A 14,212-nucleotide genomic window follows, 5' to 3' on the forward strand; every position below is an offset into this window, starting at 1 on the left:
CGCAATTGCGCATCGATTCGCGCGCGGATGCGCGCGATGATCAGGCTGTCTTCGCCGCAGCCGCGTCTTCGAACTCCTCGACCTCGCGCTCCCAGGCATCCTTCGCCAGGCGGTACCAGAGGTAGAACGCGAAGCCCGCGAAGATCGCCCACTCCACCGCATAGAAGACGTTGAGCCAGTTCACCGGCGACATCTCATCGGGCGCCGGCGACGAGATGTCGATCAGGCCGGCGGTCGCCGTCGTCGAGGCCAGGTAGGGGCGGTAGACGTCGAGCTGCTCGATGTCGTGCCAACGACTGAGGAGAGCAGCCGGCGACATCCGATCCAACCGCTCCGGATCGGAGTGCGGGGGAACCTTGGGGCCCTCGTCGGAGATGATGCGCCCCGAGATCTCGACCACCGACCCGTCGGCACCGGCCTCGAGTTCCGTCACTGCCGCATCCGCCGCCGCGCGATCCGGGGCCCATCCGATCGCGACCGCGATCGATGTCCGTTCGTCGACGCGCAGCTGACCGGTGACCCAGTAGCCCTCGACGTCGTCGTTGAACCGGCTCGACACGACGATGAAGTCCTCGGGCACCCAGGCCCCGGACGTCTCGACCCGCTGTCCCACCAGCGGCTCGGGAAGGTACTCCCCCGGCTCGAGGACCTCGGTGAGCTGCTGCACCTGCTCGGTCGCACCGGGCTCGGGCGGATCCGTCTCGATCGCCCGCTCGAGCTGCCACTGCCCGAGCCAGGCGAACACGCCGGCGACGAGGAGGCACAGCAGCAGCATGCCGATCCAGCGTCCCCGGAGCATGACCTCACGAAGGGTCGGGGGGAACAGTGCGGGCGTGGTCACGGTGGTGCGCTGAACCTCAGGCCTCGTACGGCGCGAGCACGACCTCGACCCGCTGGAACTCCTTGAGGTCGGAGTACCCGGTGGTCGCCATCGACTTGCGCAGCGCGCCGATGAGGTTCGCGGTGCCGTCGGCGACCGGAGCGGGACCGTAGAGGATCTCCTCGAGCGTGCCGATCCCTCCGACCTCGACCCGGCGGCCGCGCGGAAGCTTCGGGTGGTGGGCTTCCGGGCCCCAGTGGAATCCGCGGCCGGGGGCGTCGGTGGCGCGAGCCAGCGCGACGCCGAGCATGACCGCATCCGCACCCATGGCGAGCGCCTTGACGATGTCGCCGGAGGTGCCGACACCACCGTCGGCGATCACGTGCACGTAGCGGCCGCCGGACTCGTCGAGGTAGTCGCGTCGCGCGGCGGCGACGTCGGACACAGCGGTCGCCATCGGCGCGTGGATGCCGAGGGTCGCACGCGTCGTGGACGCCGCTCCCCCGCCGAAGCCGACGAGCACTCCAGCTGCTCCGGTGCGCATGAGGTGCAGGGCCGCGGTGTAGGTGGCGGCCCCGCCGACGATGACCGGGACATCGAGGTCGTAGATGAACTTCTTGAGGTTCAGGGGTTCGGCGACGCTCGACACGTGCTCGGCCGAGACCGTGGTGCCGCGGATGACGAACAGGTCGACGCCGGCGCGGGCGACGGTGTCGTAGAACTCCTGGGTGCGCTGCGGCGTCAGTGAGCCCGCCACCGTGACGCCCGCCTCGCGGATCTCAGCGAGGCGGCTCGTGATGAGCTCGGGCTTGATCGGCTCGGCGTACAGCTCCTGCATGCGGACCGTGGCCGTGCCCTCGTCGAGGCCGGCGATCTCGGCGAGCAGCGGCTCCGGGTTCTCGTACCGCGTCCACAGTCCCTCGAGGTCGAGCACGCCCAGCCCGCCCAGCTGGCCCAGCATGATCGCCGTCTGCGGGCTGACGACCGAATCCATCGGCGCGCCGAGCACCGGGATGCCGAACCCGAAGGCGTCGATGGTCCAGGCGGTGGACACATCCTCCGGGTTGCGCGTGCGCCGGGAAGGCACCACCGCGATGTCATCGAACGTGTACGCGCGACGTGCGCGCTTTCCTCGGCCGAGCTCGATCTCCATGGTCACCCGACCAGCCTACCCGGGCGCGGCCGTCGCCTCGGGCAGAGCTCGAGACGGTGCGGAGCGGCGAAGGTCCGCGACGGCATCGGGAAGCGGGCCTGCCGCCTTTCACCCCGATGAGGGGATGACGCCCCTCATCGGCTGGAGCGAGTCTGAGACCGCGGGATCCGAGTGGGTCCCGTTCTCTATGAGAGGTGACTTCATGACCCTTTGGGCCGGTTTCTGGGACATCGTCTGGTGGTTCCTGGCAGCGTTCGTCCTGTTCGCGTACCTGTTCGCGCTGTTCGCGATCATCACGGACCTGTTCCGCGATCACAAGCTGAACGGATGGGCGAAGGCGGCCTGGCTGATCTTCCTGGTCTTCGTTCCGTTCCTCACCGCCCTGATCTACCTGATCGCCCGTGGGGGCGGAATGGCGGAGCGCGGTGCTCGCGACACGCAGGCCACGCAAGCAGCCGCCGCCGACTACATCAGGTCGGTCGCCGGCAGCAGCCCGAGCGACGAGATCGCGAAGGCGAAGGCCCTCCTCGATGCCGGCACGATCAACGCTGCGGAGTACGAGCAGATCAAGACGCGCGTACTCGCGGGCTGACCGGATGCGAAGAAGGGGCTCGTGGTCTCACATGGCGGCGAGCCCCTCCCCGATCGGTGAGATCAGAGGAGACCCACGCGTCGAGCGGCCTCGACCGCCTCGGCGCGTCCGTTGACCTGCAGCTTGCTGTAGATGCTGCGCAGCTGGGACTTGACGGTATTGGCGCTGACGTACCGACGTCCTGCGATCTCGGCGATGCTCTGATACGCGGGAAGCTCACGCAGCAGCTCGTGTTCCCGCGTCGTGAGTTTGGCGATCTCGACGGGTGCGGTCTGCTCCGACATCGCCAGGTCCGGATGGGCGAGGATCGCCTCCGCCATCGGCCGCCAGGCTCCGAGTCGCTCGATGCGTGCGCGCAGCACGGCAGCCGGCTCCTGCCCTTCCTGGAGGAACGGCCGCACCGCCCTCAGCGGAGCCGCACACATCAGCGCGTTCAGGATCGCCGCTGTCGCCGACGCGTCGCGACGCTGCCGCTCCGCGTGCACGGCGAGGGCGACCCACGCGGAGGCGAGAGTCAGCGGAGCGGAGCGCGGGGCACCGTGTGCCAGCGCCTCCCGGAGGGCGTGATCGCCCTCCCGATTCGGATGACGGAGGAACGCGGCGGTCGCCGTTTCGATGCTGTACTCGCCGAGGACGCGTCGGCTGCGCGCCAGCAGACGGTCGGCCAGGGGGCCGTCACCCTGACGGACGGCGGAGCCCATGGCGGGGATGCCGGCGTAGGCGAGGCTGACGACCGAGTCGGCGAGATCGTTCTCGATCAGAGCCGCAACGTGCGCGAGCGCGTCGGTGCCACCGCGGCGAGCGAGTTCGTCGAGCGCGAGGAGCGTCTGCGTCAGATGATCGACGCGCGCGCCGGCGCGCGGGCTCCAGCGTCGCAGCACGCTCACCGCGAGAGGCTCGGCCCGATGGTACGCCTGCGTCGCCTGGAGGCACACGACCCGCGCTGCCACGTCGTCGCGTTCGTCGGCACCACTGAGCGGGTTTCGTTCGATCTGAAGGAGGACGGGCTCCATCCCGATCCGACTCGGCGCCCGGGAGACGATCGACAGCGCACTCTCCAGGATCAGCATCCGCAGCCACCGCAGTTCCGAGGTGTCTGCGGTCGGCGAGCCGAGTTGCACGAGGGCCGCGCTCCTGTTCTCCTCCATCTCGCCGTCCCTCGCGCCTGCGGTCCACACCTGCGCGTACTCGAGCAGGAGCGCGGTTCCGCGCGAGACGCGTGCGGCGACGGGCAGCAGTGCCACGTCGCGGGTGCCATCCTGCCGTCGGTTCGCGTGCGCCCAGAGAGCGTCCACGATCTCGTCCACCACGCTCGGAGGCCTTCTCTGCGTGGCGCGACTGCGCACACGCAGCAGCTGCGCAGCGCCGCGGCGGTCGTCGAAGTACGGGACCGCGAGGAGGAGGCCCATATCCGCCTCCAGCCGCTCGCGATCCTTCTGCGCGACCGCGCGAACGGCGCGCATCACGGAACCGGACTCGCCGCGGAAGATCAGCTCGTAGCCATGCTGATCGAGGAACGCAGCGAGAGCGGTCGAGTCGGAGGCCCGGACAGCCTGATCGAGGGCGCGGCGCAGGTCTCCTCTCGCCGAGAACCACTCGGCTGCCGCGGCATGAGCGCTGTTCGCTCGCGGGAGGTCACGGCGACGCTGCTCCGCTGCGAGGAACGCCCAGAGGATCGGGTGGAAACGGAAGGAATCGTCCTTCGTGCGCACCACGAGCATGGTGATCCGCGCGAGCCGATCGAGCACACGACCGGCATCGGGGATCCCCGTGACCTCGACCGCGAGAGCCGCCGACACCGTCCTCGCGACAGCCGACCAGACCAGCACCTCTTCCTGCTCGGGCGTGAGCGGGGCCAGCACCTCGGCGACGAGGTAGTCCGCGACGGGGCGGCTGTCGCCGTCGAAGCGTTCCATCGCCGCACGGTCGCCGGTCTCCAGCAGCCGGCGCACGAGCACGAGCGCCGTCACCCATCCCCCGGTGCGTGCGAGGAGTCCCCGCAGCGTGTTCCCGGCCGGATCCATCGCGCCGGCGAACAGTGTGGCGGCCTCCTCGGCGGTGAACGCGAGATCTGCTCCGGATATCTCGCGCGTCCGCGCCCATCTCGCGGGCGACGCGGGAAGCGCGTCGAATCGTCCGGCCAGGACCACCCGAAGGCGGGCGTCGCCGCTGTCGATCGCCGACGCGATGGCGTCCACCACGCGCGCCGACCCGCGATCCAGCTGGTCGATGACGAGGTACACCCGGGGGTCCCCCGATTCCCTGCTCCGCGCGATGGCGTCGAGGGCCTGTTCCTCGACGCCGGCGTCCGCGATCCACACGGCGCCGTCGAGCGTCGCCGTCCACTGCTCGAGAAGAGCGGACTTGCCCGAGCCCGCAGGCGCCCAGATGCCCACGATGCGGAACCCCTGCTCGAGAGCGTCGAACATCTTCCGCAGTCGAGGCCGGTCGACCAGGCCGCTGCGATGCACGAACGCAACCGCCTCGGACCCGCGTGAATGAGTGTCCCCGAGATCTGTCATCTCGGTATTATTTCACCTTTTACAGGTGGGTCCGCGTCAGCGTGGTCCACCCCTCATCGTGCGCGAGCCACCCGCTTCTCTTCCCACACGGGCTCGTCCGATTCATAGACGTCGCCGTCGCCACCGAAGACCAGGAAGCGATCGAACGACCGGGCGAACCACCGGTCGTGGGTGACAGCCAGCACGGTCCCCTCGAATCGCGCGAGCGCGTGCTCCAGCGCCTCCGCCGACTCCAGGTCGAGGTTGTCGGTCGGCTCGTCCAGCAACAGCAGCGTCGCCCCGGAGAGCTCGAGCAGCAGCACCTGGAACCGTGCCTGCTGCCCGCCCGACAGCGAGTCGAACGTCTGCTGCGCCTGCCGCACGAGTCCGTACCGGTCCAGCGCCGAACTCGCGGCGTCCCTCGGCATCCCGGCGCGGCGGTCGTCGCCCCGATGCAGGATCTCCAGGAGCGAGCGCCCGACGAACTCCGGATGCGCATGCGTCTGGGCGAACAGCCCGGGCGCGACGCGGGCACCGAGAGTCGCGGTGCCGGTGTGCTCGACCGCGCCCAGCTGCTCCCCGCTCGAGGTGACATGACCGAGAGTCGCATCGGGGTCGCTGCCGCCGCGGGCGAGCAACCGCAGGAAGTGCGACTTGCCCGACCCGTTGGATCCGAGCACCGCGACCCGGTCGCCGTACCAGACCTCCGCATCGAAGGGACGCATGAGCCCGGTCAGCTCGAGCCGCTGCGCGACCACGGCCCGCTTGCCGGTGCGTGCGCCGCGCAGACGCATGTCGAAGTCCTGCGCGGGCGGGCGCTCCTCGGGCGGACCCGCCTCCTCGAACTTGCGCAGGCGCGTCTGCGCCGCCTGATAGCGCGAGGCGAAGCCGTCGTTCGCCGAGGCCTTGACCTTGAGGTTCGCGACGAGCGTGCGCAGCTTCTCATGCTGTTCGTCCCAGCGCCGACGCAGCTCGTCGAGCCGATCCAGCCGGTCGCTCCTCGCCTGCTGATAGGTCGAGAAGCCACCGCCGTGCACCCATGCCGTGGCACCGGCGCCGCCCGGCTCCAGCGTGATCAGCCGGTCGACGGCGCGCGCGAGCAGCTCACGGTCGTGTGACACGAGCAGCACGGTCTTCGGCGTCTGGCGCAGCTGCTCCTCCAGCCACCGCTTCGTCGGCACATCGAGGTAGTTGTCCGGCTCGTCGAGCAGCAGCACCTCATCGGGTCCGCGCAGCAGGGCTTCGAGCGCGAGCCGCTTCTGCTCGCCGCCGGAGAGCGTGGTGAGCTCGCGATACCGCGCCCGCTCGAACGGGACGCCCAGCGCGGCCACCGTGCACTGATCCCAGACGGTCTCGTGCTCGTAGCCGCCGGCATCCGCGTACTCGGCGATCGCCGACGCGTACGCCATCTGCGTGTCATGCTCGTCGCGTTCGATCAGCGCGTTCTCCGCCGCCTCCAGGGCTTCGGCCGCCGCGCGGATGCGCCGGGGCGCGACCCGCACCAGCAGCTGGTGCACGGTCTCGCCCGCCTCGCCGTGTCCGACGAACTGGTCCATGACGCCGAGGCCGCCGTCGATCGTGACGACACCGTCATCGGCCGCCTGATCGCCGCGGATGATGCGCAGCAGCGTGGTCTTGCCCGCCCCGTTCGGGCCGATCAAGGCACTGGTGGAGCCTGCGCGGACGCGGAAGGTCGCCTCGTCGAGAAGCGGTCTGCCGTCGGGGAGCGTCAGCGAGACACTGGAGACATCGATGTAGCCCACGGTGCGTGGCCGTCCTTCCGCCCGCGCATGCCGAGCCGACCAGGCTATCAGGCATGGCCGCCGCCGTCAGGTCAACGCCGAAGCTGCTCGACGCGTTCGGACTCCCCCCAGGCGCGATCCGCCGTGAGCGCGACCGCGTCGAGGCGGGCCGCCACCGCGAGGCACAGTCGATCGCCGAGCGAGAGTCCACTCCCGCGCTTCCACAGGCGGGCTGCCTCCTCGGCGTCACGGTGCGACACCGGCTCGACGCGCAGTCGATAGCTGAGCAGCAGTCCGGATGCCACGCCCCAGTCGGCACCGGAAGCCCGCACCTTCTGGGCGACCTCGGACCAGTTCGCCGCCCCGACCACCGCTTCGTCGAGAACCTCCTCGACGCGATCAGCTCCGGGTTCGCCCTGCAGGAATGCGAGGAGTGCGGACGCATCCAGAACGATCACGCAGCGGCGTCCTCGGAGTTCGCGGCCGCCCGGCGTTCGGCGAGGAGCGATTCCAGAGCGTCCTTGCCTTCGAGCTGCGACCTGACGAGCGCCTTCGCCTGCTCGCGCGTGACGAGGATGACCCCACCCGCCGTCTCGATCATCAGCAGCGGGACGCCCTGCTCCCAATTCTGGCGGGTGCGGAGCTCCGCGGGGACGACCAGACGGCCGCGATCACCCATCGGTGCGACGAACGTGGTATCCATGCATCCACGGTACCACCCGCGAGTAGGCGGTGGGAGGTCAGTCGGCGCGGCTCAGACTCGTCAGCACCTCGGTGCGGGGTGCGGACGGCAGGACGAAGCGGAACTCGGTGCCCACGCCCTCCTGGCTGGTCACATCCATGCTCCCGCCGTGCGCCAGGACGATCGCCCGCGTGATCGTGAGACCGAGCCCGACACCCGGCACGGCGTTGCGCGTGGCTGTCGATGCACGGAAGAAGCGGGTGAACAGCATCCCCTGCTCGTCTTCCGGGATCCCGACACCCGTGTCCTGCACGGCGAGCTCCACTCCCCCGTCGACCACCCGGACGCGGGCACTGACGCGCCCGCCACGCGGGGTGAACTTGATGGCGTTGGAGAGCAGGTTGTCGAGCGCCTGACCGATCCGCCCGGAGTCGATCAGGAGGGGGATCGCGTCGGCCCCCACCTCGGCTTCGATCGAGATGCCCTCGCGCTGCGCGTGCGGTCCCGCGGAGACGACAGCCGATCGCACCAGTTCGACGACATCCGCCTCTTCGCGCTCGAGCGGGAACCGCCCGGATTCGACCTGCGCGGTGAACAGCAGGTCGCCGACCAGGTTGAGCAGACGCTTCGCATTGCGCTCGATGATGCCGACGAACTCCTGCTGGTCCTCGGTCAGCGGCTGTCCTGGATCGTTCTGCAGCAGATCGAGGAACCCGATGATCGCGCTCAGCGGCGTGCGGAGCTCGTGGGAGATCATCCCGACGAACTCGTCCTTCATGCGCGCGACCTCGACAGCCCTGGTCTCGTCGGTGAGGACGAACAGATACCCCTGCTGCGCGCCCGCGCCGTCTTTGTGCGGGGTGACGGTGACCCGAGCGGGAACCGTCGTGCCGCCCGCCGTCGTCACCTCGATGTCTCCGTCGACCGAAAGGCCGGCGTCGGCCTGGGCGAACAGCGCCTGGATTCCGGGCGAGAGATCCGCATAGCCGGGCAGAAGCTCGTGGTCCGAGCCGGGGCGGTCCGCATTGTCGGCCGCCAGCATCGACAGGACCGCCGTGGAGAAGAAGCGGTCGATGCGCACGCCGTCGCGCGCTTCCTCCGCCGAGAGCCCCAGCAGGCGCTCGGCTCCGGGGTTCCACGCCGTGATCTTCCCGCTGCAGTCCGTCGCGATCACCGCCTGCGCCGTGATCGACGCCCACAGACTCTCGAAGGAGTCCAGCAGTTCCCGGTACTGACGCTCCTTGTCGCGCAGCTGCACGATCATCGCCACGTTCTCCGACAGCGCCTTGGTGCGCTCGACGACGAGTTCCTCCGCCTGCTCCACGCGCATGCGCTGCTGGCGGGACAGCTCGTTGACGACCGCGGCGACCGCGGAGAACACCAGCGGCCCGACGACACCGCGCAACCACTCGACCGAGGTCGACGGCGGGTCGGCGAAGTACGGCATGAGCAGTGCGATGGAGGTGAGTCCGCCGACGACGAAGACCCAGCGGATGCCCGGGGCAGCCGCGATCCAGACCACGGGGAGGATGACCAGCGAGCCGAAGATCGACGAGGCGCCACCGGTACCGGCACGGAACAGCCCGAACCCGATGATGTCGACCATGGGGATGAGCAGCACGACCCAGCCGTCGTAGACATGGCGGGCGCTCAGCACCACGGCTTGCACGGTCGCTGCGAGGACCAGTCCGAGCCCCAGGAGGGCGACGCCGAGATGTGTGAACGGCAGGTCCGCGTTACCCCACGACAGGAGCGCCGCGATGACGATGGCGGCGGCGGACGGCAGCTGCTTGACCAGAGGGCTCGGGTTGTCGAACATCCGGTACCACCGGCTCTCGGCCCGGTCGATGGCCGTCGCCCTCACTTCTTCACCTGCTCCACGATCCGATGCAGATCCGCGCCCGTGATCGGCTTCGGCAGCGCGGCATCCGCCGGCGGGTAGTCGGCGGCATCGAGCACCGAGCTGATCACGAGGAAGCAGTCGGGGAACTGCTCCTGCACCAGGCGCGCGCACGCCTGCCCCGAGATCCCCGGAAGCAGCAGATCGAGTACGGCGACCGCGGGATCGATCTCCGGGAATGCCGCGATCGCCGACTCGGCGTCATGCGCGATGAAGACGTCGAAGCCCTCGCGCTCGAGATAGCGGCGCAGGAGCGCAGCCTGATCGGGGGCGTCCTCGACGACGAGAGCCAACGGCCTCCCGGTCATCGAAGGAACAGCTCTCGCACGACGACCACGACGATGACGACAGCGAGCGCGAGGGCCGCCTGCGGGATCAGTCGTCGCTCGCGTCGGGCATCCGCGACGATCTCCTCCCGCTCGGCTTCGGGTGACGGTGCAGCGGTCATGAGTCGACGCGTCCGATCTTCTCGGTCTTGATCCAGGAGGCGTCTGCGCGACGCCACTCTTTGATGTAGGAATCCACGGTGATGGCACACAGCAGGGAGCCGTAGCCGCAGACGTAGAGCAGAAGCCCTGCGAAGAACCGCCCGCCGGGGAGCGGCTCCACCGCGCGCGCCAGCCAGATCCCGAGCATCGAGATCGGACCCCACAGGTAGAACACCACGGCCCAGAAGATGCGGGACTGATCCGTGAGGCCCAGCCCCACAGCGGCGAGGAGGGACTCGAAAGCCCAGGGGAACAGGGCGATCGCCATCAGGATGAGCGCCCCCAGCCCCGGGAACATGATCGCCTCGCGCCAGGAGTGCCGGCCCGTCCGTGGATCGAGCTGCACCGAGTACAGCATCGAGAACAGGTAGATGCAGGCCGCCGAGATCCACATGAAGCGGAAGACGAACTCCGCGATGTCGCTGTGCAGGAAGAGCAGGGCGAGCATTCCCGCCGCCGCCAGGAGCATGAACGCGGGGAGCAGCAGGATGGTGAACCAGGCCAGCCCGAACGAGAAGCTGCCCAGGTTGTGCTCCCGGCTCGGTCGGAACCACAGCTTGCGGTAGATCGAGGTGAGCTGCACGTTGCCGCGGGCCCAGCGCAGTCTCTGCTTCCAGAGGCTGTCGATCGTCCGGGGCTCTTCGGCCAGCACGACGGCGTGCGGCTCGAAGACCATCCGACGACCCTTGAGCTGACCCTCGAACGTCGTCATCGTGTCTTCGGCGAGAGTCCCCGTCGGGATGCGCCCGCCGATCGCCTCCAGGTTCGCCCGCGAATGCAGCTGGGCGCCCCCGGCGAGACAGGCGATCGCGCCGCCCACGTTCTGCACACGGCGAGCGGACAGCTGGCCGATCACGTACTCGATCGCGATGAAGCGGGTGAGGTAGTTCCGGTCACGGCTGCCCTCCGCGATATAGGCGGTGACGGCCCCGACCTTCTCGTCGGCGAGATGCCGGCTGAGTTTGCGCAGGGAGTCGCGCGCGAAGATCACGTCGGCATCCATGATGAGCACGGCTTCGGTCCAGGCATCGGCGAGCACCACGTCCAGGCCGTGGTTGAGCGTGTGAGCCTTGCCCTCGCCACCCTTCTCCCGACGCAGGTGCACGACCCGTCCGGGGTGGGCATCGGCCTTCGCCGCGACGATGGCGGGGGTGTCGTCGGTGGACGCGTCGTCGACGACGAACACGCGCAGGCGCTCGGCGGGGTACTCCAACTGGAGCAGCCGCTCGATCGCCGGGCCGATGACCGCCCCCTCGTTCCACGCCGGGATGATGACGGCGACGTTCGGATGGTACGGCGCCGCCTTGCCGTAGTGGTTGCGGAAGGCATGCACCGGAAGCATGAGGAACTGCAGCCCGGTGTTGATCACCGGCAGCGTGCCGACCAGGACGAACAGCAGGAGGATGACCACGAAGACGGTCTGCAGCCAGGTCAGGTCGGCCATCAGGAGGCCTCCACCGCGTCGAGCAGGGGGATGACACGCGAGTATCGGCCGACCTCGGCGGCATCATGGCTGTCGGTGGAGGCGACGATCGCCCCCCCGGCACGCAGAAGAGCCGACAGCGCGTCGGCGCCGGGGCACCCCCACTTCTCATTGACCTCGACCAGAGTGTCGGTCTCTGCCGCCGCGCGCGCCCACTCCTCCGTGCGCTCCCGCCCGAGATCGAGCTCGGACAGACCGATCTTGGGGAGGATCGAGAAGCAGTGCGCGAGCTGGTTGCCGGGATGCCGGCGCATCGTCGCGATGAGCGCGTCGACCAGCTCGTCCAGCACGTCGTCGGGGGCCCAGCCCGCGGCCATCCGTTCGCGCACGGCTGTGGGGCCGAGCGGGCCGTCGACGCCCGGGAACTGGTGATCGGCGATCAGGATCCGGTCGATGCCGTTCGGAAGAGCCGGGATGTCGAGCGACCCCGCGGCGTCGAGGATCTTGGCCTCCACGCCCGTGAGCACGGTCAGTCCCTCGGGCAGCCGCAGCCCGCGGACGGCAGCCACGTACTCCGGCACCCACGTGGTGCTCTGGCGCACATGATCGACGAGACGCAGTGTGGTCAGCCCGGCGGCCGCCGCCGCCTCGACGTTCTCGGCGAGGGTCGACACCGCATCGTCCGAGAAGGTCGAGTGCACGTGGAAGTCACCGCGCAGCACGGCGTGACTCACAGCTCCTCCTGATGGCCCGCGTGGGCGGAGACCAGCACGTCGTCGACCTCGACGATCACATCCTCCAGGAAGCGCACCGACGCGACCTCGCGGAACGGCACGCGCACCGGCAGCTCGCGTCCGAGGAACAGGTCGGCCACGAGTGACGGGATGTCGACACCGGCCGCGATCGTCAGCGGCAGTGCGCCGGGGAAGCGCGGGTGGACCTCGAGCAGCACGGCCCGGTCGGCGCGGTCCCGGCGCAGCTGCACGTTCGCGACTCCGACGAGTCCGATGGCGCGGGCGATCGCTGCCGCCGCGTCCTCGAGCTCCGGATTCTGCACGGTACGTCCGGCGATGGCGACCCCGGAATCGACCCGCGCGCGGGTGCGGGGCACCGCGGCGACCACGTGTCCCGCCGCATCCGCGATGACGTCGACCGAGTACTCCTCCCCCGGGAGGAAGTCCTGCACGATGAGACCCTCGTCCGTCGGGAGCGCCTCGAGTGCCGCCCGGTCGGGCACGAGGCGCACGCCGCGGCTGCCGGCGCCCTGACGCGGCTTGGCGAAGACCGGGAACTCCCAGTCGACCGCCTGAGCATCGGGGCCGGCGAGGACCGTGCGCGGAGTGAGCCCGGTCGGCGCGCACCGTTCGGCGAGCGCGAGCTTGTCGAGAGCGGTGTTGAGCGTGTCTGCCGACGGGGCCGCGAGCACGGCGGGCGCGAGTTCCTCCCGCCGCTCGGCCAGGGCGATGAGCTCGACATCGACCGTCGAGATCACGAGGTCGAGCTGATCGGCCTCGACCAGCCGCGCGATCGCCGGCACGAAGTCGTCATCCCTTCCCGGCGGGACCAGGCGACGCTGCTCCGCCGGCACCAGGTAGATACCACTCGCCCAGCCGTCCATGTCGGCGGCGAACACGGTCAGATCGGATCGGCGGAGGAGGGATCGGATCACGGCGACTCCGGCCGGTCCGCCTGCTCCGGTCACCAGCACACGCTTCGTCATCAGCTCTCCCGTCGGCTGAGTTCATGGGCGCCGATGAACTCGGCTGTCTCGCGCACCACTTCCAAGGGTTCGACGGCTGTTCCGCCCCCGAACCGCGACCAGTACCGCGCCGTCGCGGTGACGAACTCGGGCGCCAGATAGTCGCGGCTCGCCGTCTGCGAGCCGAAGCGCTCCAGCAGTCGGAGCTTGTCGTCGAGATACTGATCGATCCGCACGAACCGGGTCGGACGGAAGTCGATCGTCGACGACGGGCTCTGGTAGCAGGCGACCGTTCCCACTCGGCGGGTCGCCACGATGGTGGCCTCGCTCACTGCGCGGTGATCCTGGTGGCGGTCGTTGCTCGAGTGCGTGTAGACGATCGTCGGCTGGATCTCCTGCACGACCTCCTCGATGAGGCGCACCGTCGAGCCGCCGCCCGAGATCTCGGTGTCCACGAGATCCTTCAGGAACAGCCGGGCACCGAGCATCTCCGCCGCCGCCAGCGACTCGTCCTGCCGGCTTTCGGCATCGCCCCCGCGCGCTCCGCGGGAAAGGGTGAGGATCGTGATCTCGTCCTGCGCCCGGGAGTGCGCCGCGAGGAGTCCCCCGACCCCGATCTCGACGTCGTCGGGATGGGCGCCGATCGCGAGCACGCGCTCCTTCGGGCGTGCTTCCTCGCGGCGGCGGCGGCCTTCTTCGACCAGTCGCGTGACCGACTCGACGAGCTTGGCGTTGTCGAGAGGCTTGGTGAGGAACTCATCCGCCTGCGCGCGCAGCGCCGAGACCGCGTACTCCACCGACACATGGGCAGTCATCACCACGACGGGCACGGTGGGAACCGTGCGACGGAGCTCGGCGAGAAGCTCGAGCCCGTTGAGTCCGGGCATCTCGATATCGGTCACGACGACGTCGGGCCGCACCTGCGCCACGCGTTCGACAGCGGCCCTCCCGTCCTCGGCGACGTCGACGATGCAGCCGGCCCGCCTCTCGAGCACGGTCTTCACGAGCAGGGCGACGTCCGAGTCGTCGTCGACGACGAGTACGCGAGGAGCATCCTCTGGCATAGGTGCGGCTCTCCTTGGGGAGGTTCCCTGACCGATGGGGATCGGTCGTGCGACCTCGGCGCCTTCATCACCGGGGCCGCTGGGAAAGTCGAGCGGGGTATGTCGATTCTGGCATAGGCCCGCACGCACCGAGGGAGGCGCATCCGCA

The 14,212-nt window shown here is 69.6% G+C and carries 14 protein-coding genes; 1 reads left to right on the forward strand and 13 read right to left on the reverse strand.

Features of this window, described 5'->3' with window-relative positions; genetic code table 11:
- Positions 1-40: 40 nt before the first annotated feature.
- Both ACWGO6_RS04750 and ACWGO6_RS04755 read right to left on the reverse strand, forming a co-directional pair.
- A complete protein-coding gene (locus ACWGO6_RS04750) occupies positions 41-799 on the reverse strand; it encodes an SURF1 family protein (RefSeq protein ID WP_452326112.1) in 759 nt (252 codons plus the stop codon).
- 58 nt (positions 800-857) lie between these two features.
- A complete protein-coding gene (locus tag ACWGO6_RS04755) occupies positions 858-1,973 on the reverse strand; it encodes a GuaB3 family IMP dehydrogenase-related protein (RefSeq protein ID WP_136042865.1) in 1,116 nt (371 codons plus the stop codon).
- 202 nt (positions 1,974-2,175) lie between these two features.
- Here ACWGO6_RS04755 and ACWGO6_RS04760 point away from each other — a divergent pair, with 202 nt between their 5' ends.
- On the forward strand, positions 2,176-2,565 hold the full coding sequence (locus ACWGO6_RS04760; protein WP_136042756.1) for an SHOCT domain-containing protein: 390 nt from the start codon (positions 2,176-2,178) through the stop codon (positions 2,563-2,565).
- Between the two features lie 62 nt (positions 2,566-2,627).
- Here the strand turns inward: ACWGO6_RS04760 and ACWGO6_RS04765 are convergent, their stop codons facing one another.
- The 11 genes from ACWGO6_RS04765 to ACWGO6_RS04815 form a co-directional block, all read right to left on the reverse strand.
- A complete protein-coding gene (locus ACWGO6_RS04765; protein WP_452325990.1) occupies positions 2,628-4,994 on the reverse strand; it encodes a LuxR C-terminal-related transcriptional regulator in 2,367 nt (788 codons plus the stop codon).
- Positions 4,995-5,140: 146 nt separating this feature from the next.
- Positions 5,141-6,829: an ABC-F family ATP-binding cassette domain-containing protein gene (locus ACWGO6_RS04770; RefSeq protein WP_452325991.1), complete on the reverse strand. Its 1,689-nt coding sequence runs from the start codon at positions 6,827-6,829 to the stop codon at positions 5,141-5,143.
- Between the two features lie 71 nt (positions 6,830-6,900).
- Positions 6,901-7,266 (reverse strand): type II toxin-antitoxin system VapC family toxin, encoded by a 366-nt coding sequence (locus tag ACWGO6_RS04775; RefSeq protein WP_136042759.1) that lies wholly within the window; start codon positions 7,264-7,266, stop codon positions 6,901-6,903.
- Positions 7,263-7,511, reverse strand: coding sequence for an AbrB/MazE/SpoVT family DNA-binding domain-containing protein (locus ACWGO6_RS04780; RefSeq protein ID WP_452325992.1), 249 nt, complete (start codon positions 7,509-7,511; stop codon positions 7,263-7,265). The genes ACWGO6_RS04775 and ACWGO6_RS04780 overlap by 4 nt, the downstream gene beginning before the upstream one ends.
- Positions 7,512-7,548: 37 nt before the next feature.
- The gene (locus tag ACWGO6_RS04785; RefSeq protein ID WP_452325993.1) at positions 7,549-9,354 is read right to left on the reverse strand and encodes a sensor histidine kinase; all 1,806 of its coding nucleotides are present in this window, start codon (positions 9,352-9,354) and stop codon (positions 7,549-7,551) included.
- Positions 9,351-9,683 (reverse strand): response regulator, encoded by a 333-nt coding sequence (locus ACWGO6_RS04790; RefSeq protein ID WP_240745118.1) that lies wholly within the window; start codon positions 9,681-9,683, stop codon positions 9,351-9,353. Before ACWGO6_RS04790 ends, ACWGO6_RS04785 begins: the two co-directional genes overlap by 4 nt.
- A gap of 11 nt (positions 9,684-9,694) precedes the next feature.
- The gene (locus ACWGO6_RS04795) at positions 9,695-9,838 is read right to left on the reverse strand and encodes a hypothetical protein (RefSeq protein WP_168429499.1); all 144 of its coding nucleotides are present in this window, start codon (positions 9,836-9,838) and stop codon (positions 9,695-9,697) included.
- Positions 9,835-11,322 carry a glycosyltransferase family 2 protein gene (locus tag ACWGO6_RS04800; RefSeq protein WP_452325994.1) on the reverse strand — a complete coding sequence of 496 codons (1,488 nt, stop codon included), beginning with the start codon at positions 11,320-11,322 and terminating at the stop codon, positions 9,835-9,837. The genes ACWGO6_RS04795 and ACWGO6_RS04800 overlap by 4 nt, the downstream gene beginning before the upstream one ends.
- Positions 11,322-12,035: a PHP domain-containing protein gene (locus ACWGO6_RS04805; RefSeq protein ID WP_452325995.1), complete on the reverse strand. Its 714-nt coding sequence runs from the start codon at positions 12,033-12,035 to the stop codon at positions 11,322-11,324. The genes ACWGO6_RS04800 and ACWGO6_RS04805 overlap by 1 nt, the downstream gene beginning before the upstream one ends.
- Positions 12,032-13,021 (reverse strand): ATP-grasp domain-containing protein, encoded by a 990-nt coding sequence (locus ACWGO6_RS04810; RefSeq protein ID WP_452325996.1) that lies wholly within the window; start codon positions 13,019-13,021, stop codon positions 12,032-12,034. The genes ACWGO6_RS04805 and ACWGO6_RS04810 overlap by 4 nt, the downstream gene beginning before the upstream one ends.
- The gene (locus ACWGO6_RS04815; RefSeq protein WP_136042766.1) at positions 13,021-14,064 is read right to left on the reverse strand and encodes a response regulator; all 1,044 of its coding nucleotides are present in this window, start codon (positions 14,062-14,064) and stop codon (positions 13,021-13,023) included. The genes ACWGO6_RS04810 and ACWGO6_RS04815 overlap by 1 nt, the downstream gene beginning before the upstream one ends.
- Positions 14,065-14,212 lie beyond the last annotated feature (148 nt).

The sequence above is a fragment of the Microbacterium sp. NPDC055665 genome (assembly GCF_053618035.1).

Bases quoted from the DNA above. Each gene is read 5' to 3' on its own strand.
- ACWGO6_RS04795 (WP_168429499.1), bottom strand. From the start codon at position 9,838: ATGACCGCTGCACCGTCACCCGAAGCCGAGCGGGAGGAGATCGTCGCG.
- ACWGO6_RS04815 (WP_136042766.1), bottom strand. From the start codon at position 14,064: ATGCCAGAGGATGCTCCTCGCGTACTCGTCGTCGACGACGACTCGGAC.
- ACWGO6_RS04765 (WP_452325990.1), bottom strand. From the start codon at position 4,994: ATGTTCGACGCTCTCGAGCAGGGGTTCCGCATCGTGGGCATCTGGGCG.
- ACWGO6_RS04760 (WP_136042756.1), top strand. From the start codon at position 2,176: ATGACCCTTTGGGCCGGTTTCTGGGACATCGTCTGGTGGTTCCTGGCA.
- ACWGO6_RS04780 (WP_452325992.1), bottom strand. From the start codon at position 7,511: ATGGATACCACGTTCGTCGCACCGATGGGTGATCGCGGCCGTCTGGTC.
- ACWGO6_RS04810 (WP_452325996.1), bottom strand. From the start codon at position 13,021: ATGACGAAGCGTGTGCTGGTGACCGGAGCAGGCGGACCGGCCGGAGTC.
- ACWGO6_RS04800 (WP_452325994.1), bottom strand. From the start codon at position 11,322: ATGGCCGACCTGACCTGGCTGCAGACCGTCTTCGTGGTCATCCTCCTG.
- ACWGO6_RS04750 (WP_452326112.1), bottom strand. From the start codon at position 799: ATGCTCCGGGGACGCTGGATCGGCATGCTGCTGCTGTGCCTCCTCGTC.
- ACWGO6_RS04755 (WP_136042865.1), bottom strand. From the start codon at position 1,973: ATGGAGATCGAGCTCGGCCGAGGAAAGCGCGCACGTCGCGCGTACACG.